Below are 17722 nucleotides of genomic sequence, written 5' to 3'. Positions count from 1 at the left end.
AGGAACGATGTCGATAGAAATCCTGATGCCTGCCCTGTCGCCGACCATGGAAGAAGGCAAGCTGTCGAAATGGCTGAAGCAGGAGGGCGACAAGGTCGTCTCCGGTGACGTCATCGCCGAAATCGAGACCGACAAGGCGACGATGGAAGTGGAGGCGGTCGACGAGGGCGTCATCGGCAAGCTCCTGATCGAGGCCGGCACCGAGGGCGTCAAGGTCAACACGGCGATCGCCGTCCTGCTGCAGGACGGCGAAAGCGCCGCCGACGTTTCCGCGCCGAAGGCGAGGGAAGAACGGGCGCCCCAGGTCGAGCAGGCCGAAAAGCCGACGGAGACGGGCTCGGCGAGCGCCCCCGTTCCGGCGCAGCCGAAGGCCGAGGTGCCCGCCGATCCGGCGATCCCCACCGGCACCGAGATGGTCTCGACCACCGTGCGCGAGGCATTGCGCGACGCTATGGCCGAGGAGATGCGCCGCGACGACGACGTCTTCGTCATGGGCGAGGAGGTCGCCGAATACCAGGGCGCCTACAAGATCACGCAAGGCCTGCTGCAGGAGTTCGGCGCGCGCCGCGTCATCGACACGCCGATCACCGAACATGGGTTTGCCGGCATCGGCGTCGGCGCGGCGATGACGGGCCTGAAGCCGGTCGTCGAGTTCATGACCTTCAACTTCGCCATGCAGGCGATCGACCACATCATCAATTCGGCGGCAAAGACGCTCTACATGTCCGGCGGCCAGATGGGCGCGCCGATCGTGTTCCGCGGCCCGAGCGGGGCCGCCGCCCGCGTCGGCGCGCAGCACTCGCAGTGTTACGCCGCCTGGTACAGCCATGTTCCCGGCCTGAAGGTCGTCATGCCCTACACGGCGGCGGATGCGAAGGGCCTCTTGAAGGCGGCGATCCGCGATCCGAACCCGGTCGTCTTCCTCGAGAACGAAATCCTTTACGGCCATTCCTTCGACGTGCCGAAGATGGACGATTTCGTCCTGCCGATCGGCAAGGCGCGCATCCACCGCACGGGCAAGGACGCGACCATCGTCTCCTTCGGCATCGGCATGACCTATGCGGTCAAGGCGGCCGCCGAGCTTGAGAAGGACGGCATCGACGTCGAGATCATCGATCTTCGCACCATCCGGCCGATGGACCTGCCGGCGGTGATCGAATCGGTGAAGAAGACCGGCCGCCTCGTCACCGTCGAGGAAGGGTTCCCGCAGTCCTCCGTCGGCAGCGAGATCGCTACCCGCGTGATGCAGCAGGCCTTCGACTATCTCGACGCGCCGATCCTGACGATCGCCGGCAAGGATGTGCCGATGCCCTATGCGGCCAACCTCGAGAAGCTCGCCCTGCCGACGGTCGGCGAGGTCGTCGAGGCGGTGAAGACCGTCTGCTACAAGAAGTAACCGGGGAGGGCAGCAACCATGCCGATCAACATCACCATGCCCGCCCTCTCGCCGACGATGGAGGAGGGCAACCTCTCCAAGTGGCTGGTCAAGGAAGGCGATACGGTCAAGTCGGGCGACGTCATCGCCGAGATCGAGACCGACAAGGCGACGATGGAAGTCGAGGCTGTCGATGAGGGCGTCGTGGCGAAGCTCGTCGTCCCGGCCGGCACCGAGGGCGTCAAGGTCAATGCGCTGATCGCCGTGCTCGCCGCCGACGGCGAGGATGTCTCGGCCGCCGTCTCCGGCGGGGAGAAGGCCGCACCCGCTGCCGCCGACGCGCCGAAGGTGGCCGAGCCGTCGAAGGAGGCCGCCAAGCCGGTCGCCGACACGGCGCCGGCCGCCTCGACCCCGGCCCCGGTTTCCGCCGACGGCAACCGAATCTTCGCCTCGCCGCTCGCCCGCAGGCTCGCGAAGGAAGCCGGCCTGGACCTGACCGCGATCAGCGGCTCCGGTCCGCATGGCCGCGTCGTCAAGAGCGATATCGAGAAGGCGGCGGTCAGCGGCGGCACGCCGAAGCCCGCCGCGCCGGCAGCGGCACCTGCGGCTGCGAGCGCCCCGGCGCCGGCGCCGAAGGGCATGTCCGACGAGGCGGTGCTGAAGAACTTCGCCGCGGGCTCCTACGACCTCGTTCCGCATGACAGCATGCGCAAGACGATCGCCAAGCGGCTGCAGGAATCGAAGCAGACCATCCCGCATTTCTACGTCTCGGTCGATTGCGAGCTCGACGCGCTGCTGGCGCTGCGCGCCCAGATCAACGCGGCCGCGCCGGAGCGGGACGGCAAGCCGGCCTACAAGCTCTCGGTCAACGACATGGTGATCAAGGCGCTCGCTTTGGCTCTCCGCGACGTGCCGGATGCCAATGTCTCCTGGACCGAGACCAACATGGTCAAGCACAAGCACGCCGATGTCGGCGTCGCCGTGTCGATCCCCGGCGGCCTGATCACGCCGATCATCCGCGCGGCCGAGACGAAGAGCCTGTCGGCGATCTCCAACGAGATGAAGGATCTCGGCAAGCGCGCCAAGGACCGCAAGCTGAAGCCCGAGGAATACCAGGGCGGCACGACGGCGGTCTCCAACATGGGCATGATGGGCGTTAAGGACTTCGCCGCCGTCGTCAACCCGCCGCATGCGACGATCCTCGCGGTCGGCGCGGGCGAGGAGCGCGTGGTCGTCAGGAACAAGCAGATGGTGATCGCCACGGTGATGACAGTGACGCTCTCGACCGACCACCGTGCCGTGGATGGTGCCTTGGGTGCCGAATTGCTCGGCGCGTTCAAGCGTTACATCGAGAACCCGATGGCGATGCTGGTCTGAGGCATCTCAAGGCGATGAGCGAAGAGCAAAAAGCGGCACCCTTGGCTGGTCGAGTGCTCCAGGCATTGGGTGTGTCGCTTTTTGCGACGTTTTTTTCAGGGGTCGCTGGCATTATCGCATTTTGGCTTGGACTGTTTGTCTTCGCTTTAGTCGGAATGGATCAGTTCATATCAGACGGGCAGATGTTCAGCGCTATTGGCTTCAATGTCTTTCCTGTCGCGGTCGCAGCGGGTTTGGCCTCGTTCATTGCGCAGTTTTGCAAGGCAAGAAACCGGGTGCTTGGTATCGGGCATTCGTTGCTCGTCATCTTGATTCTTGGTGCCTTTGTCGCTTTGGTGGTCGCGACGTCTTACATCAAAGGCGACGATGCCTTTCTGATCGAAGCGATCGTCGTCGGCGCTTTCTGCGGTGTACCCTGCATCCTGACCGTGCTCGTTAGTCGATGGCTTGTCCTTTCGGCGTTATCGGATGTGGGGCATGGTGAAATCTGGCCATCCGTGGAAATTGAAAAGCTGCCATGGCCATTCGTTCGTAACTCTGGATGAGGTCGCCGATGAAATCCATCCTCTGCTATGGCGACAGCCTCACCTGGGGCTACAGCGCCGAAACGCTCGGGCGGCATGCCTATGAGGATCGATGGCCCTCGGTGCTCCAAGCTGCGCTTGGGTCCGGCGTCAACGTCATCGCCGAGGGGCTGAACGGTCGGACCACCGCCTTCGACGACCACCTCGCCGATTGCGACCGCAATGGCGCGCGCACCCTGCCGACGCTCCTCCAGACCCACGCGCCGCTCGATCTCGTCATCCTCCTGCTCGGCGCCAACGACATGAAGCCGGTCGTTGCGGGCCGCGCCTCCGATTCGGCGCAGGGCATGGCGCGGCTGATCCGGCTAGTGCGTCACCATGTCTGGCCGTTCGACTACGACATTCCCGACATCCTCATCGTGTCACCGCCGCCGCTTTGCGAAACGGCGAACAGCCAGTTCGCCGCGATGTTTTCCGGCGGCGTCGAGCAATCGGCGATGCTGGCCTCGCTCTATGCTGATCTCGCCGACGAGGAGGAGTGCGGCTTCTTCGATGCGGGGTCGGTGGCAAAAACGACGCCGCTCGACGGCGTCCATCTCGACGCGGAGAATACGCGGGCGATCGGACGTGGCCTCGAACCCGTGGTCCGCATGATGCTCGGACTGTGACGACGACCATAAGCGGCAACGGCCGCATCTGACAAAGGCAGGAACACCAGATGGCTCAGACCTACGACCTCATCGTGATCGGCTCCGGCCCCGGCGGCTATATCGCCGCGATCCGCGCCGCCCAGCTCGGGCTGAAGACGGCGATCGTCGAGCGCGAGCACCTCGCCGGCATCTGCTCCAACTGGGGCTGCATCCCGACCAAGGCGCTGCTGCGTTCGGCCGAGATCCTGCACTATGCCCAGCATCCGGGCGATTACGGCATCAGGATCGAGGGGGCGGTGACGCCGGACCTGAAGGCGATCGTCGCCCGTTCGCGCGGCATCGCCACCCGCATGAACGGCGGCGTCGGGTTTCTCATGAAGAAGAACAAGGTCGACATCATCTGGGGCGAGGCGAAGCTGACCAAGCCCGGCGAGATCGTCGTCGGCAAATCCTCCAAGCCGGCGGTGCAGCCGCAGGCGCCGCAGCCGAAGAACACGCTCGGCGAGGGCACCTACACGGCCAAGCACATCATCCTCGCCACCGGCGCCCGGCCGCGCGCGCTGCCCGGCATCGAGCCGGACGGCAAGCTGATCTGGACCTATTTCGAGGCGATGAAGCCGGAGGAGATGCCGAAGTCGCTGCTGGTCATGGGCTCGGGCGCGATCGGCATCGAATTCGCCTCCTTCTACCGCACCATGGGCGTCGACGTGACCGTCGTCGAGGTGATGGGCCAGGTCATGCCGGTCGAGGATGCGGAGATCTCCGCGCTGGCGAAGAAGCAGTTCGAGAAGCAGGGCATGAAGATCCATCTCGAGGCCAAGGTCGCCAAGGTGGAGAAGGGCGCCAATTCCATCACCGCGACCGTCGAGAAGAAGGACGGCTCGACTGTGACGATCACCGCCGACCGGATGATCTCGGCCGTCGGCGTGCAGGCCAATGTCGAGAACATCGGGCTCGAGGCGGTCGGCGTGAAGACGGATCGCGGCTTCATCCAGATCGACGGCTACGGCCGCACCAGCGTTCCTGGCATCTATGCGATCGGCGACGTCGCAGGCCCGCCGATGCTGGCGCACAAGGCGGAGCATGAGGCGGTCATCTGCGTCGAAAAGATCGCCGGCCTGCCGAATGTCCATCCGATGGACAAGGCGAAGATCCCCGGCTGCACCTACTGCCATCCGCAGGTCGCCTCCGTTGGTCTCACGGAAGCGAAGGCGAAGGAGCAGGGCCGCGACATTCGTGTCGGCCGTTTCCCCTTCGTCGCCAACGGCAAGGCGATCGCGCTCGGCGAGGACCAGGGCCTGGTGAAGACGATTTTCGACAGGAAGACCGGCGAACTCATCGGCGCCCATCTGGTCGGCGCCGAGGTCACGGAGCTGATCCAGGGTTTTGTCGTCGCCATGAACCTCGAGACGACGGAGGAGGAACTGATGCACACGATCTTCCCGCATCCGACCATCTCCGAAACGCTGAAGGAAAGCGTGCTCGACGCCTATGGCCGGGCGCTGAATGCCTGACGGCTCTGGAACATTTCTGGGTTCATCGCGTTGTGAAAGCGTTGAAATTGAACCCAAAGGAGATTTCCATGGATCTGAACGGTGTGGGCCTCATCGGTGCCATCGTCGTCGGCGGTCTGGCCGGCTGGCTGGCGGAAAAGTTCATGAACAGCAACATGGGGCTGTTCATGAACATCATCCTCGGCATCATCGGCGCGGCCGCGCTGAACTTCGTCCTCAGCGTCGCCGGGATCTATACCGGTACGGGCCTGATCGTCTACCTGATCGTCGGCTTCATCGGCGCCTGCATCCTAATCGCCATCGGCAGGGCCGTCCGGCGATAGGGAAGTGTGAAAATTTTTTACAAAACCTGCGAATTTGACGGGCCGCTCTGCCGTGGGCGGCCTGACATTTGTCGTCGGACCGTCTATATAGGTCGAAGGCCGCCATGAGAGCGCGGCATCGCGACAGGACTGTTTCGACATGGTGACCATTCTCGACCGTACCGCGTCTCCGGCCCAAGAGGGCGAAAAGCGCGTCCGCCATCCGGAAAAGGCGCACAGGCCCGACACCGAGGTGCTGCCGAAGCCCGACTGGATCCGCGTCAAGGCGCCGATGTCGAAGGGCTATCTCGAAACCCGTTCGATCGTGAAGACCAACAAGCTCGTCACCGTCTGCGAGGAGGCGGGCTGCCCGAACATCGGCGAGTGCTGGGACAAGAAGCACGCGACCTTCATGATCATGGGCGAGATCTGTACCCGCGCCTGCGCCTTCTGCAACGTCGCGACCGGCAGGCCGAACGCGCTCGATCCGGACGAACCGGAGAGCGTCGGCCGGGCCGTGAAGGAGATGGGCCTCTCCCACGTCGTGATCACCTCGGTCGACCGCGACGATCTTGACGACGGCGGTGCCGAGCATTTCGAGAAGGTGATCCGGGCGATCCGCGCCGCCTCGCCGCTGACAACGATCGAGATCCTGACGCCGGACTTCCTGAAAAAGCCCGGCGCGCTCGAGCGTGTTGTCGCCGCAAAGCCGGATGTCTTCAACCACAACATGGAGACGGTACCCGGCAATTACCTGACGGTGCGCCCGGGCGCGCGCTATTTCCATTCCGTCCGGCTCCTGCAGCGGGTGAAGGAGATCGATCCGTCGATGTTCACCAAGTCCGGCATCATGGTCGGCCTCGGCGAGGAGCGCAACGAGGTGCTCCAGCTCATGGACGACCTGCGCACAGCCGATGTCGACTTCCTGACGATCGGCCAGTACCTGCAGCCGACCCGCAAGCACCACAAGGTCGAGCGCTTCGTCACGCCGGACGAGTTCAAGTCCTACGAGACCGTCGCCTATACCAAGGGCTTCCTGATGGTGTCGTCGAGCCCGCTGACGCGCTCCTCGCACCATGCCGGCGACGATTTTGCCCGGCTGAAGGCCGCGCGGGACCGGAAGCTGCTGGTTGCCGCTGCCGAATAGACGTATCCCACAGACGCCAACGGGCGGGTCATGGCAGGCGCCGTGGCCCGCTTTTTTCTCTTTGACCGGAAGGGGACGTGATCGTGCCGACGCAATTGTTGTCGGATCTCAACCTCGTGGACGAAAAAGACGCCATCGCGCACCTTGCGAAAGCTGAACGCATGCTCGTGATCGGCAATGCCGGGACGGGCAAGAGCACGCTGGCGCAGGCACTCGCGCGGTCTCTCGACCTGCGCTACCTGTCGATGGATCGGGATTTCTTCTGGCGTCCGGGCTGGCGCCTGCGGCCGCGACCGGAGATCGGCCGGCTCATCGCCGATGCGGCGGCTGAGCCACGCTGGATCATGGATGGCAACAGCCCGGGGAGCCTGCCCGTCCGTCTCGCCCGGGCAGATCTCATCATTTTCCGTTGTCCGCCGCGCCGCGTCGCGCTGTCAGGCGTTCTCAGGCGCTGGTGGCGCTATCGCGGACGGTCACGGCCGGAAATGGCGGACGGATGCACGGAGAAGATCGACCTTGAATTCCTGCGCTACATCTGGAATTTCGATGCCGTCGAGGTGCCGGAGATCCTGGCCATGATTGCGGCACATCGTCCCGATATTCCCGTCATCCCGCTGAAATCCTACGCGGAGGGCGACAATCTTCTTGTCCTTCTCGGGCAGCGTCATTAACTGCGTTCCATGCCCCAGTTCGAGACACGCCGCAGCGTCAACCACACCGCCGAGCAGATGTTCGACCTCGTCGCCGATGTCGAGCGCTATCCCGAATTCCTGCCGCTTTGCGAGGGCCTGACCGTTCGCTCGCGCAAGGAGCGTGACGACAAGGCGCTGCTGATCGCCGAGATGACCGTTGGCTACAAGGCGATACGGGAAACCTTCACCACGCAGGTGCTGATCAACCGGCCGGAGCGGGCGATCGACGTCAAATATATCGACGGGCCGTTCCGCTACCTCGACAATCGCTGGCGGTTTTCGCCCTTGGGCGAGACGACCTCCGAGGTCCATTTCTTCATCGACTACGAGTTCAAGAGCCGCATCCTCGGCGCGCTGATGGGATCGATGTTCGACCGCGCCTTCCGCATGTTCTCCGAGGCCTTCGAAGCGCGCGCCGACCGGATCTACACCTCCTGAAGCGCAGCCTCGGAGAGGAGATCGAGGGCGGTGCCAAGCGTCGCGAGGCGTACCTCCGCCCGGCCGATGTCGCCATAGCGCATTTCCCGATGGATCACCGCGCCGCCGCGCCGCCTTGCCGCCAGATGCACGAGCCCGACCGGCTTCTGCGCGCTTCCTCCGCCAGGCCCGGCGATGCCGGTGACGGAGACAGCGATATCGGCCGAGGAGCGGCAGAGCGCGCCGGACACCATCTCGACCGCCGTCTGCCGCGACACCGCGCCGAACGCGTCAAGCGTCGCCGCCTCGACCCCGATCAGTTCCATCTTCGCCGCGTTCGAATAGGTCACGAAGCCGCGGTCGACCACGGCGGAGGAACCGGTGACCTCGGTCAGCGCTGCGGCGATCAAGCCGCCGGTGCAGGATTCGGCCGTCGCGACCAGCAGTTTGCGCTCTGCGCAAAGCGCGACGAGCGCCTTGGCGCGGGCGAGGATATCGGGCGGAAACGGGCTCACCGGACGGTCCTCGCCGGATAGACGACCGTCGCTGTGGCGATGGCGGCGATCCCCTCGCGGCGGCCGACGAAGCCGATCTTCTCGTTGGTCGTCGCCTTGACCGAACAGCGGTCGAGCGTGATGTCGAGGCAGGCGGCAAGGTTTTCGCGCATGGCCTGGCGGTGCGGGCCGATCTTCGGCGCCTCGGCGATCAGCGTCACGTCGGCATTCATGATCGTGCCGCCGCGTTCGCGCACGATCTTCGCCGCATGGTCGAGGAAGATCGTCGACGCCGCGCCGCGCCATTGCGGATCGGACGGGGGGAAATGGTCGCCGATATCGCCGGCGCCGCAGGTCGCGAGCAGCGCGTCGGTCAGCGCGTGCAGCGCGACGTCGGCATCGGAATGGCCCTGCAGCGCCTGGTCGTGGGCAATGAACACGCCGCAGAGCGTCACGCCCTCGCCGTCGACGAGGACATGCACGTCATAGCCGTTGCCGGTGCGCACGTCGGGAAGGGCGGAGGCTTTCAGCCGTTCGTCGGCCATGACGAGGTCTCCTCTGAGCGTCAGCTTGACATTGTCGGCGAGCCCTTCGATCAGGAGCACCGGCAGCCCCGCCCATTCGGCGATCGAGGCATCGTCGGTGAAATCGCGCGCGCCCGAATCGCGCGCGCGCCGGTGGGCCTCGACGATCGCGTCATAGGTGAAGGATTGCGGCGTCTGCGCGGCGAACAGGCCCGCGCGCGACACGGTTTCCGTCACCATCGACAGGCTGTTGCTGCGCTTCAGCGTGTCGGCGACGGCCACCGCCGGAAGCACGCCGGTGGCACCCATGCGGAAGGCGAGGCGGGTGCGCTCCAGCAGTTCGTGGTCGATGAAGGGGCGCACGGCATCCTGGATCATCACATAGCGCGGCGGGGCGTCGCGAAGAGCCTCGAGCCCGGCCAGCACCGAGGCCTGGCGCGTCGGCCCGCCATGGACGAAGCGGACGGCGGCCGCGTGCCGCATCTCGGCGATCGCCGACGAAAGAAGCGCCTCGTCGTCGGGATGGATGACGACGACGAGGTCGCGCGTGTGCGGCCAGCGGGCGAAGACGTCGAGCGTATGGGAGATGACGGGCCGCCCGCCGATGCGGCGATACTGTTTCGGCCCTTCCTCCGGCGCGCCCGCCCGCTCGCCCCGGCCGGCGGCCACGACCACCACGGCGCAGGAGATGTCGTCATCTTGCTGCATCGGCGCTCCGGGTTCCCTGACGAAATCGTTCGCGACCGACCTCTAGCGTGAAGAAAGAGGCATGGCCAGTTGCTGCGGAATTTTTATCCAGCTTTGCTAAAATCACTTGGCAAGCCAGAAATTGATGTCTAAAAATAGTGCAGACATTCGATATGCCCGAAAGATAAGCATTTGCAAAGACAGGGTTTAGCATCGTCGTTCCGGGTTGGCCATATCGAGATCCGCAACCGGGTGGCGCTCGCGCCGATGTCCGGAGTGACGGACCTGCCGTTCCGCGCGCTTGCCTGGCGTTTCGGCGCCGGCTTCGTCGTCACGGAAATGGTGGCGAGCCGTGAACTCGCGGGCCATGCGAGCGAATCCTGGGCACGCCTGAAAAACAGCGGCATCCGTCCTCATATCGTGCAACTGGCCGGGCGGGAAGCGTGCTGGATGGCGCAGGCCGCCCGGATTGCCGCCGACAACGGCGCCGACATCATCGACATCAACATGGGCTGCCCGGCGAAGAAGGTGACGGGCGGCTACTCGGGATCGGCGCTGATGCGCGAGCCGGACCACGCGCTGTCGCTGATCGAGGCGACGGTCAAGGCTGTCTCCGTTCCGGTCACGGTGAAGATGCGCCTCGGCTGGGACGCGCAGTCGATCAACGCGCCCGAGATCGCGCGCCGCGCCGAGGCGGCCGGGGTGGCGATGATCACGGTGCATGGCCGCACCCGCATGCAGTTCTATACCGGCAGGGCGGACTGGGATGCGATCCGCGCGGTGCGAGAGGCGGTGTCCGTGCCGCTCGTCGCCAATGGCGATGTCGACAGCCGCGCGGATGCCGAGGAGATCCTCGCCCGTTCCGGTGCGGATGCGGTGATGGTCGGGCGTGCCTGCCAGGGACGTCCATGGCATGCCGCCTGGCTCGCGGGCGCCGCAACGGTGCCCGGCCGCGCCGCCATGGCGCGCCTCGTCGCCGAGCACTACGAGGCGATGCTGTCCTTCTATGGCATCGAGGCCGGCCTCCGTCATGCCAGAAAGCACCTCGGCTGGTACATGCAACGCTTCGCGCCGATGCTCGCGGCCGCCGAGAAGGCCGCGATCATGACCTCGACCGATCCGGCGACGGTGCTGCGGCGCGTGACGGCGGCGATCGCCGACGGCGCGGATTTCGGACAACCGGCGGAGGCGGCGTGAGCAGGATGGTCAGGGACGAGGACAAGAAGGCGGCGCTGCCGATGGCGGTGCTGAACGCCATCCAGAATCCGGTGATCCTCGTCAAGGAGAACGGACTGGTCGCCTTTGCCAACTGGGAAGCGGAATCATTCTTCGGCGTCAGCGCCAACTATCTGGCGCGCCACACGATCAGCGCCTTCATCCCCTTCGGCAGTCCGCTGCTGACGCTGATCGAGCAGGTGCGCGAGCGCCGCGCGCCGGTCAACGAGTACCGGGTCGACCTGTCCTCGCCGCGGCTCGGCGCCGACAAGCTGGTCGACCTCTATGTCGCGCCGGTGATCTCGGAGCCCGGCAGCGTCGTCATCGTCTTCCAGGAACGCTCGATGGCCGACAAGATCGACCGCCAGCTGACCCACCGCGCCGCCGCCCGCTCGGTGACCGGCCTTGCCTCGATGCTGGCGCACGAGATCAAGAATCCGCTTTCGGGCATTCGCGGCGCAGCCCAGCTTCTCGAAACGGCGGTCGGCGACGAGGACCGGGCGCTGACACGGCTGATCTGCGACGAGACGGACCGGATCGTCTCGCTCGTCGACCGGATGGAGGTGTTCTCCGACGAGCGGCCTGTCGACCGGGTACCGCTCAACATCCATTCGGTGCTCGACCATGTGAAGGCGATCGCCAAGGCGGGCTTCGCCCGCAAGATCCGCATCACCGAGAATTACGATCCCTCGCTGCCGCCGGTCTTCGCCAACCGTGACCAGCTGGTGCAGGTCTTCCTCAACCTCGTGAAAAACGCAGCCGAGGCGATCGGCGACAAGCCGGACGGCGAGATCCAGCTGACGACGGCCTATCGCCCCGGCATCCGCCTCTCGGTCGCCGGAACGCGCGAGAAGATCTCGCTGCCGCTGGAATTCTGCGTGCACGACAACGGCCCGGGCGTTCCCTCGGATCTCCTGCCGCATCTCTTCGATCCCTTCATCACCACCAAGACGAACGGTTCCGGCCTCGGCCTCGCTCTGGTTGCCAAGATCATCGGCGGCCATGGCGGCATCGTCGAATGCGACAGCCAGAGCCACCGCACCACGTTCCGCGTCCTGCTTCCGGCCTCCAAGGGCAAGGCGGTGGAGGACGGCGACCTCCCGACGACAAAAGGATAACCGAGATGACCGGCGCCACGATCCTCGTAGCCGACGACGATGCGGCCATTCGCACGGTGCTGAACCAGGCGCTGAGCCGCGCCGGCTACGATGTCCGCATCACCTCCAATGCCGCGACGCTCTGGCGCTGGATCGCGGCCGGCGACGGCGACCTCGTCGTCACCGACGTCGTCATGCCCGACGAGAACGCTTTCGACCTCTTGCCGCGCATCAAGAAGGCGCGGCCCGAACTGCCGGTCCTGGTGATGAGCGCGCAGAACACCTTCATGACGGCGATCAAGGCGTCGGAGAAGGGCGCCTATGACTATCTGCCGAAACCCTTCGACCTGACGGAGCTGATCGCCATCATCGGCCGGGCGCTGTCGGAGCCGAAGCGCCGGCCGGTGCCGATGGAGGACGACAGCCAGGACGGCATGCCGCTTGTCGGCCGCTCCGCCGCCATGCAGGAAATCTACCGCGTGCTGGCGCGGCTGATGCAGACCGACCTGACACTGATGATCACCGGCGAATCGGGAACGGGCAAGGAGCTGGTCGCCCGGGCGCTGCACGACTACGGCAAGCGCCGCAACGGTCCCTTCGTCGCGATCAATATGGCGGCGATCCCGCGCGACCTCATCGAATCGGAACTCTTCGGCCACGAGAAGGGCGCCTTCACCGGCGCGCAGAACCGCTCGACCGGCCGCTTCGAACAGGCCGAGGGCGGGACGCTCTTCCTCGACGAGATCGGCGACATGCCGATGGATGCGCAGACCCGGCTCCTGCGCGTGCTGCAGCAGGGCGAATATACGACTGTGGGCGGCCGCACGCCGATCCGCTCGGACGTCCGCATCGTCGCCGCCACCAACAAGGACCTGAAACAGTCGATCAATCAGGGGCTTTTCCGCGAAGACCTCTACTATCGCCTGAACGTCGTCCCCTTGCGTCTGCCGCCGCTGCGGGACCGGGCCGAGGACATTCCTGACCTCGTCCGTCATTTCGTCCAGCAGGCGGAAAAGGAAGGGCTCGACGCCAAGCGCTTCGACCAGGAGGCGCTGGAGCTGATGAAGGCGCATCCCTGGCCGGGCAATGTCCGCGAGCTGGAAAACCTGGTGCGCCGGCTCACCGCCCTCTATCCGCAGGACGTCATCACCCGGGAGATCATCGAGAGCGAGTTGCGCTCCGACATCCCCGACAGCCCGATCGAGAAAGTCTCCTCGCGCTCGGGCGCGCTGACGATCTCCCAGGCGGTCGAGGAGAACATGCGCCAGTATTTCGCGGGTTTCGGCGATTCCCTGCCGCCGTCCGGCCTTTACGACCGGGTGCTTGCCGAAATGGAGTATCCGCTGATCCTCGCCGCCCTGACGGCGACGCGCGGCAACCAGATCAAGGCCGCCGACCTCCTCGGCCTCAACCGCAACACCTTGCGCAAGAAGATCCGCGAACTCGGCGTTTCCGTCTATCGCAGCTCGCGGTCCGCGTGACTTCGTTGCAACAATAGTTGCATTTTCGCCACATTCCCTTGCTTCGAACAGGTGCGGGGCATAGAGGCGATTCACCGGTCTGAACGGTGCACTCCGGCGCGCGGTGGCCGGTCCGGCAACGGGCCGCAGAAGGGTTGCGATCAGATGGCGGATGGCATGGCCGTGGCGATGTCGGGCGAGGACGGACAGGCGGGCGCTCATGATCGCCGCGCCTCCTTCGCCTTGCCCGGCCTCATTCTCGCGATCGGCGCGCTGATCTGCGCCACCGTGTCGCTTGTGGTCCTGCTCGGCCTGACGCCGATCCGCCCCGAGACCAACATCGTCTTCACGCTCGCCTCGGTCAACGCTGTCTTCGTCATCGGCCTGATCTACCTGATCACCCGCGAGATCGTCCGCCTGATGCGGGCGCGATCGCGCGGGCGGGCCGCGGCCCGGCTGCATGTGCGCATCGTCGCCCTGTTCTCGATTGTGGCAATCACGCCGGCGATCCTCGTCGCGATCTTCGCCTCGATCACGCTCGACGTCGGCCTCGACCGGTGGTTTTCGCTGCGCACGCAGTCGATTGTCAATTCCTCGCTCAGCGTCGCCAAGGCCTATGTGCTCGAGAACGCCAGCTACCTCCAGGGCCAGACGGCCTCGATGGCGAACGACCTCGACCGCAACCGCCAGATCTACAGCCTCGACCGCACCGGCTTCATCGAACTGATGACCCGGCAGGCGCGGGGACGCGGCATGCTCGGCGCCTTTCTCGTGCGCGCCGACGGCTCGGCGATCATCCAGGCGAACATCCCGACGGAGATGCCGCTGCCGGCCATCCCGCGCGACGCGCTCGAGCGCACCGTTGCCGGCCAGCCGACGCTGATCCCGCCCGGCATCACCAACCTCGTCGGCGCGGTCATTCCGCTGAACGCCATCGAGGGCGCCTATCTCTACACGGTGCGCACCGTCGATGCCGGCGTGATGGATTCGATGCGGCTGATGGAGGAGAATGCCGCCGAATACCGGTCGCTCCAGGCTAGCCGCATGTCGCTGCAGCTTGCCTTCGGCGTCCTCTATCTCGGCTTCGCGCTGATCGTGCTGCTGGCGGCGATCTGGGCCGCGATCGCGGTTGCCGACCGGATCGTGCGGCCGATCCGCCTGCTGATCGGCGCGGCCGACAGCGTCGCCACCGGCAATCTGAGCGTCGTCGTCCCGGTGCGCGCCGTCGATGGCGACGTCGGCAGCCTGTCGCGCACCTTCAACAAGATGATCGCCGAGATCCGCACGCAGCGCGACGAGATCATCCATGCCAAGGACGAGATGGACCAGCGGCGCCACTTCATCGAGGCGGTGCTGTCGGGCGTCACCGCGGCCGTGATCGGCGTCGGCGAGGATCGGCGCATCACGATCATCAACCCGTCCTCCGAGGACCTGCTCGGGCTTTCTGCCGACAAGGTGATCGGCCAGCCGCTCGGCGAGCTCGCGCCGGAGATCGACGCGGTGTTGACGGAGGCTGCAACACGCCACCGCTCGGACCACCACCGCCAGATCAACATCATGCGCGGCGGCAAGGAGCGGACGCTGAACGTGCAGGTGACGCGCGAGGAATCGCGCGACGCCAAGGAATCCCATGTGGTCACGATCGACGACATCACCGATCTCGTCATCGCCCAGCGTTCGACCGCCTGGGCCGACGTGGCCAGACGCATCGCCCACGAGATCAAGAACCCGCTGACGCCGATCCAGCTTTCGGCCGAGCGGCTGAAGCGTCGCTACGGCAAGCAGATCAATCCGGACGACCGAACCGTCTTCGACCAGTGCACCGACACGATCGTCCGCCAGGTCGAGGACATCGGCCGCATGGTCGACGAGTTCTCGTCCTTCGCGCGCATGCCGAAACCGGCGAAGGAGAAGGCGGATCTCCGCGCGATCCTGAAGGACGCGGTGTTCCTGCGCGAGATGGGCAACAATCACATCGCCTTCATCCGCGACTTCGGTGACGAGCCGCTCGAAGGCATGTTCGACGGGCGGATGCTCGGCCAGGCCTTCGGCAACATCGTCAAGAACGCCGTCGAGGCGATCGAGGCGCTGCCGGCCGATGCGGGTCGCGACGAACACAAGGTGATGGTGCGCTCGCGGCTCGACGAGGCGACGGGTCTGATCACCGTCGACATCATCGACAACGGCAAGGGCCTGCCGACCGAGAACCGGCACCGCATCCTCGAACCCTACATGACGATGCGGGAGAAGGGGACGGGCCTCGGCCTCGCCATCGTCAAGAAGATCGTCGAGGATCACGGCGGGCAGCTCGAGCTGCACGATGCCCCGGCGGATTTCGACGCCGGCCGCGGCGCGATGATCCGCGTGATACTGCCGTCTGGCGGCGCTCCCACCGCCGAAAGCGAAAAACAGGACAGGACATGACCCATGGCTGCTGACATTCTGGTTGTCGACGACGAGGAAGACATTCGCGACATCGTGTCCGGCATCCTGTCGGACGAAGGCTACGAGACGCGCACGGCCTTCGACAGCGACAGCGCCCTGGTCGCGATCGGCGACCGGCTGCCGCGCCTCGTCTTCCTCGACATCTGGATGCAGGGAAGCCGCCTCGACGGGCTTGCGCTTCTCGACGAGATCAAGAGCCGCCATCCGGACCTGCCGGTCGTGATGATCTCCGGCCACGGCAACATCGAGACGGCGGTCTCTGCAATCCGCCGTGGCGCCTATGATTTCATCGAGAAGCCGTTCAAGGCCGACCGGCTGATCCTGATCGCCGAGCGGGCGCTGGAAAACTCCAAGCTGAAGCGCGAGGTGACGGAGCTGAAGAAGCGCTCCGGCGACCCGGTCGAACTGATCGGCACCTCGGTCGCCGTGTCGCAGCTTCGCCAGAACATCGAAAAGGTGGCCCCGACCAACAGCCGCGTGATGATCCACGGGCCGTCCGGTTCCGGCAAGGAACTGGTGGCGCGGATGATCCACCGCAAGTCGTCGCGCGCCGGCGGACCCTTCGTGGCGCTCAACGCCGCGGCGATCACGCCCGAGCGCATGGAGATCGCCCTCTTCGGCACGGAAGGGACGTCCGGGCAGCCGCGTCGCACCGGCGCGCTGGAGGAGGCCCATGGCGGCATCCTCTATCTCGACGAGGTCGGCGAAATGCCGCGCGAGACGCAGAACAAGATCCTGCGCGTGCTCGTCGACCAGCAGTTCGAGCGCGTCGGAGGCTCGAAGCGGGTCAAGGTCGACGTGCGCATCATCTCGTCGACGGCCTACAACCTCGAAAGCCACATCGCGGAAGGGGCCTTCCGCGAGGACCTCTACCATCGCCTCGCCGTGATCCCGATCCGCGTGCCGGCGCTCGCCGAGCGGCGCGAGGACATCCCGTTCCTCGTCGACATGTTCATGCGGCAGATCAGCGAGCAGGCCGGCATCCGCGGCCGCAAGATCGGCGACGACGCGCTCGCCGTGCTGCAGGCGCATGACTGGCCGGGCAACATCCGGCAGTTGCGCAACAATATCGAGCGGCTGATGATTCTCGCGCGCAGCGACGGGCCGGAGACACCGATCAGCGCCGACATGCTGCCGGCGGAGGTCGGCGACACCCTGCCGAAAATTTCTTCCGAGGGCCACCAGCACATCATGACGCTGCCGCTGCGCGAGGCGCGGGAAATGTTCGAGCGCGACTATCTGATCGCGCAGATCAACCGTTTCGGCGGCAACATCTCCCGCACCGCCGAATTCGTCGGCATGGAGCGTTCCGCGCTGCACCGGAAGCTGAAGTCGCTCGGCGTGTAACCGGTGCTCAGGCCGGGAATCCGCCCTTTGCCGCAACTCCGCGATTTCTATCGCATGCCATCGATGTCCGTTTTCGACATTGCGGAAAACTTGACGATTTGATACCCAAGAGTCCGGCGCTCGGGGACGGCTGGATGCGCCGGATTTTTTGACATGAACAACCGGTCGTTCCAGGCCGGCTTCAATAAGAAAGAAGCGGCGCCATGGCGGAACGTTCTCAGAACTTGCAGGATCTCTTTCTCAACACGGTCCGCAAGCAGAAAATTTCCCTCACGATCTTCCTCATCAACGGCGTCAAGCTGACGGGCGTCGTGACATCTTTCGACAACTTCTGCGTGCTTCTGCGCCGTGACGGCCATTCGCAGCTCGTCTACAAGCATGCCATTTCGACCATCATGCCCGGGCAGCCGCTGCAGATGTTCGAGGCTGAAGACAGCGCTTCGTGAGCAAGGCAT

17 protein-coding genes are annotated in these 17722 nt (G+C 65.4%); 15 read left to right on the top strand and 2 right to left on the bottom strand.

All coding sequences use genetic code 11. The features are described from left to right. Window positions 1–7 precede the first annotated feature (7 nt). The 9 genes from ACEVQ6_RS11070 (at window position 8) to ACEVQ6_RS11030 (ending at window position 8019) form a co-directional block, all read left to right on the top strand. Window positions 8–1396 (top strand): pyruvate dehydrogenase complex E1 component subunit beta, encoded by a 1389-nt coding sequence (locus ACEVQ6_RS11070; protein ID WP_374889033.1) that lies wholly within the window; start codon window positions 8–10, stop codon window positions 1394–1396. 18 nt (window positions 1397–1414) lie between these two features. Continuing rightward, window positions 1415–2752: a pyruvate dehydrogenase complex dihydrolipoamide acetyltransferase gene (locus tag ACEVQ6_RS11065; protein WP_374889032.1), complete on the top strand. Its 1338-nt coding sequence runs from the start codon at window positions 1415–1417 to the stop codon at window positions 2750–2752. 14 nt (window positions 2753–2766) lie between these two features. After that, window positions 2767–3297, top strand: a complete 531-nt coding sequence (locus tag ACEVQ6_RS11060; RefSeq protein WP_374889031.1) for a hypothetical protein — start codon at window positions 2767–2769, stop codon at window positions 3295–3297. A gap of 8 nt (window positions 3298–3305) precedes the next feature. Beyond that, on the top strand, window positions 3306–3944 hold the full coding sequence (locus tag ACEVQ6_RS11055) for an SGNH/GDSL hydrolase family protein (protein WP_374889030.1): 639 nt from the start codon (window positions 3306–3308) through the stop codon (window positions 3942–3944). 50 nt (window positions 3945–3994) lie between these two features. Further along, window positions 3995–5440: a dihydrolipoyl dehydrogenase gene (lpdA, locus tag ACEVQ6_RS11050; RefSeq protein ID WP_374889029.1), complete on the top strand. Its 1446-nt coding sequence runs from the start codon at window positions 3995–3997 to the stop codon at window positions 5438–5440. Between the two features lie 68 nt (window positions 5441–5508). Further along, window positions 5509–5763 (top strand): GlsB/YeaQ/YmgE family stress response membrane protein, encoded by a 255-nt coding sequence (locus ACEVQ6_RS11045; RefSeq protein WP_374889028.1) that lies wholly within the window; start codon window positions 5509–5511, stop codon window positions 5761–5763. 139 nt (window positions 5764–5902) lie between these two features. Next, window positions 5903–6889 (top strand): lipoyl synthase, encoded by a 987-nt coding sequence (gene lipA, locus ACEVQ6_RS11040; RefSeq protein ID WP_374889027.1) that lies wholly within the window; start codon window positions 5903–5905, stop codon window positions 6887–6889. 77 nt (window positions 6890–6966) lie between these two features. Then, window positions 6967–7560, top strand: coding sequence for an AAA family ATPase (locus ACEVQ6_RS11035; RefSeq protein WP_374889026.1), 594 nt, complete (start codon window positions 6967–6969; stop codon window positions 7558–7560). A 9-nt stretch (window positions 7561–7569) separates the two neighbouring features. Further along, window positions 7570–8019 (top strand): type II toxin-antitoxin system RatA family toxin, encoded by a 450-nt coding sequence (locus ACEVQ6_RS11030; RefSeq protein ID WP_374889025.1) that lies wholly within the window; start codon window positions 7570–7572, stop codon window positions 8017–8019. Here the strand turns inward: ACEVQ6_RS11030 and ACEVQ6_RS11025 are convergent. Further along, entirely contained in the window at window positions 8007–8513 is a 507-nt protein-coding gene (locus tag ACEVQ6_RS11025; protein WP_374889024.1) for a CinA family protein, read from the bottom strand. The genes ACEVQ6_RS11030 and ACEVQ6_RS11025 overlap by 13 nt on opposite strands. Continuing rightward, a complete protein-coding gene (locus tag ACEVQ6_RS11020; protein ID WP_374889023.1) occupies window positions 8510–9724 on the bottom strand; it encodes a bifunctional 2-C-methyl-D-erythritol 4-phosphate cytidylyltransferase/2-C-methyl-D-erythritol 2,4-cyclodiphosphate synthase in 1215 nt (404 codons plus the stop codon). The genes ACEVQ6_RS11025 and ACEVQ6_RS11020 overlap by 4 nt, the downstream gene beginning before the upstream one ends. Window positions 9725–9874: 150 nt before the next feature. Here ACEVQ6_RS11020 and dusB point away from each other — a divergent pair, with 150 nt between their 5' ends. From dusB to hfq, 6 genes are all read left to right on the top strand, one after another. Further along, window positions 9875–10900, top strand: a complete 1026-nt coding sequence (gene dusB / locus ACEVQ6_RS11015) for a tRNA dihydrouridine synthase DusB (RefSeq protein ID WP_374889200.1) — start codon at window positions 9875–9877, stop codon at window positions 10898–10900. A 5-nt stretch (window positions 10901–10905) separates the two neighbouring features. Further along, complete coding sequence (locus tag ACEVQ6_RS11010) at window positions 10906–12036, top strand: two-component system sensor histidine kinase NtrB (RefSeq protein WP_374889199.1); 1131 nt, start codon at window positions 10906–10908, stop codon at window positions 12034–12036. Window positions 12037–12041: 5 nt separating this feature from the next. After that, window positions 12042–13496 (top strand): nitrogen regulation protein NR(I), encoded by a 1455-nt coding sequence (ntrC, locus tag ACEVQ6_RS11005; RefSeq protein WP_374889022.1) that lies wholly within the window; start codon window positions 12042–12044, stop codon window positions 13494–13496. Window positions 13497–13640: 144 nt separating this feature from the next. After that, a complete protein-coding gene (locus ACEVQ6_RS11000; RefSeq protein ID WP_374889021.1) occupies window positions 13641–15899 on the top strand; it encodes a sensor histidine kinase NtrY-like in 2259 nt (752 codons plus the stop codon). A gap of 3 nt (window positions 15900–15902) precedes the next feature. Next, window positions 15903–17267, top strand: coding sequence for a nitrogen assimilation response regulator NtrX (gene ntrX / locus ACEVQ6_RS10995; protein ID WP_374889020.1), 1365 nt, complete (start codon window positions 15903–15905; stop codon window positions 17265–17267). Between the two features lie 203 nt (window positions 17268–17470). Then, window positions 17471–17713: an RNA chaperone Hfq gene (gene hfq / locus ACEVQ6_RS10990; protein ID WP_374889019.1), complete on the top strand. Its 243-nt coding sequence runs from the start codon at window positions 17471–17473 to the stop codon at window positions 17711–17713. Window positions 17714–17722 lie beyond the last annotated feature (9 nt).

This window comes from Ensifer soli, assembly GCF_041928815.1.
GTDB lineage: Bacteria > Pseudomonadota > Alphaproteobacteria > Rhizobiales > Rhizobiaceae > JBHFEI01.
Note: the sequence above shows the minus strand (reverse complement) of the source record. Positions and strands in the feature narration are given on the sequence as shown.

Excerpts from the sequence above, each read along its gene's own strand:
- ACEVQ6_RS11065 (WP_374889032.1), top strand. The coding sequence starts at position 1,415 with ATGCCGATCAACATCACCATGCCCGCCCTCTCGCCGACGATGGAGGAG.
- ACEVQ6_RS11045 (WP_374889028.1), top strand. The coding sequence starts at position 5,509 with ATGGATCTGAACGGTGTGGGCCTCATCGGTGCCATCGTCGTCGGCGGT.
- ntrX (WP_374889020.1), top strand. The coding sequence starts at position 15,903 with ATGGCTGCTGACATTCTGGTTGTCGACGACGAGGAAGACATTCGCGAC.
- lpdA (WP_374889029.1), top strand. The coding sequence starts at position 3,995 with ATGGCTCAGACCTACGACCTCATCGTGATCGGCTCCGGCCCCGGCGGC.
- ACEVQ6_RS11055 (WP_374889030.1), top strand. The coding sequence starts at position 3,306 with ATGAAATCCATCCTCTGCTATGGCGACAGCCTCACCTGGGGCTACAGC.
- ACEVQ6_RS11070 (WP_374889033.1), top strand. The coding sequence starts at position 8 with ATGTCGATAGAAATCCTGATGCCTGCCCTGTCGCCGACCATGGAAGAA.
- ACEVQ6_RS11060 (WP_374889031.1), top strand. The coding sequence starts at position 2,767 with ATGAGCGAAGAGCAAAAAGCGGCACCCTTGGCTGGTCGAGTGCTCCAG.
- ACEVQ6_RS11010 (WP_374889199.1), top strand. The coding sequence starts at position 10,906 with ATGGTCAGGGACGAGGACAAGAAGGCGGCGCTGCCGATGGCGGTGCTG.
- ACEVQ6_RS11020 (WP_374889023.1), bottom strand. The coding sequence starts at position 9,724 with ATGCAGCAAGATGACGACATCTCCTGCGCCGTGGTGGTCGTGGCCGCC.
- ntrC (WP_374889022.1), top strand. The coding sequence starts at position 12,042 with ATGACCGGCGCCACGATCCTCGTAGCCGACGACGATGCGGCCATTCGC.
- hfq (WP_374889019.1), top strand. The coding sequence starts at position 17,471 with ATGGCGGAACGTTCTCAGAACTTGCAGGATCTCTTTCTCAACACGGTC.
- lipA (WP_374889027.1), top strand. The coding sequence starts at position 5,903 with ATGGTGACCATTCTCGACCGTACCGCGTCTCCGGCCCAAGAGGGCGAA.
- ACEVQ6_RS11030 (WP_374889025.1), top strand. The coding sequence starts at position 7,570 with ATGCCCCAGTTCGAGACACGCCGCAGCGTCAACCACACCGCCGAGCAG.
- ACEVQ6_RS11000 (WP_374889021.1), top strand. The coding sequence starts at position 13,641 with ATGGCGGATGGCATGGCCGTGGCGATGTCGGGCGAGGACGGACAGGCG.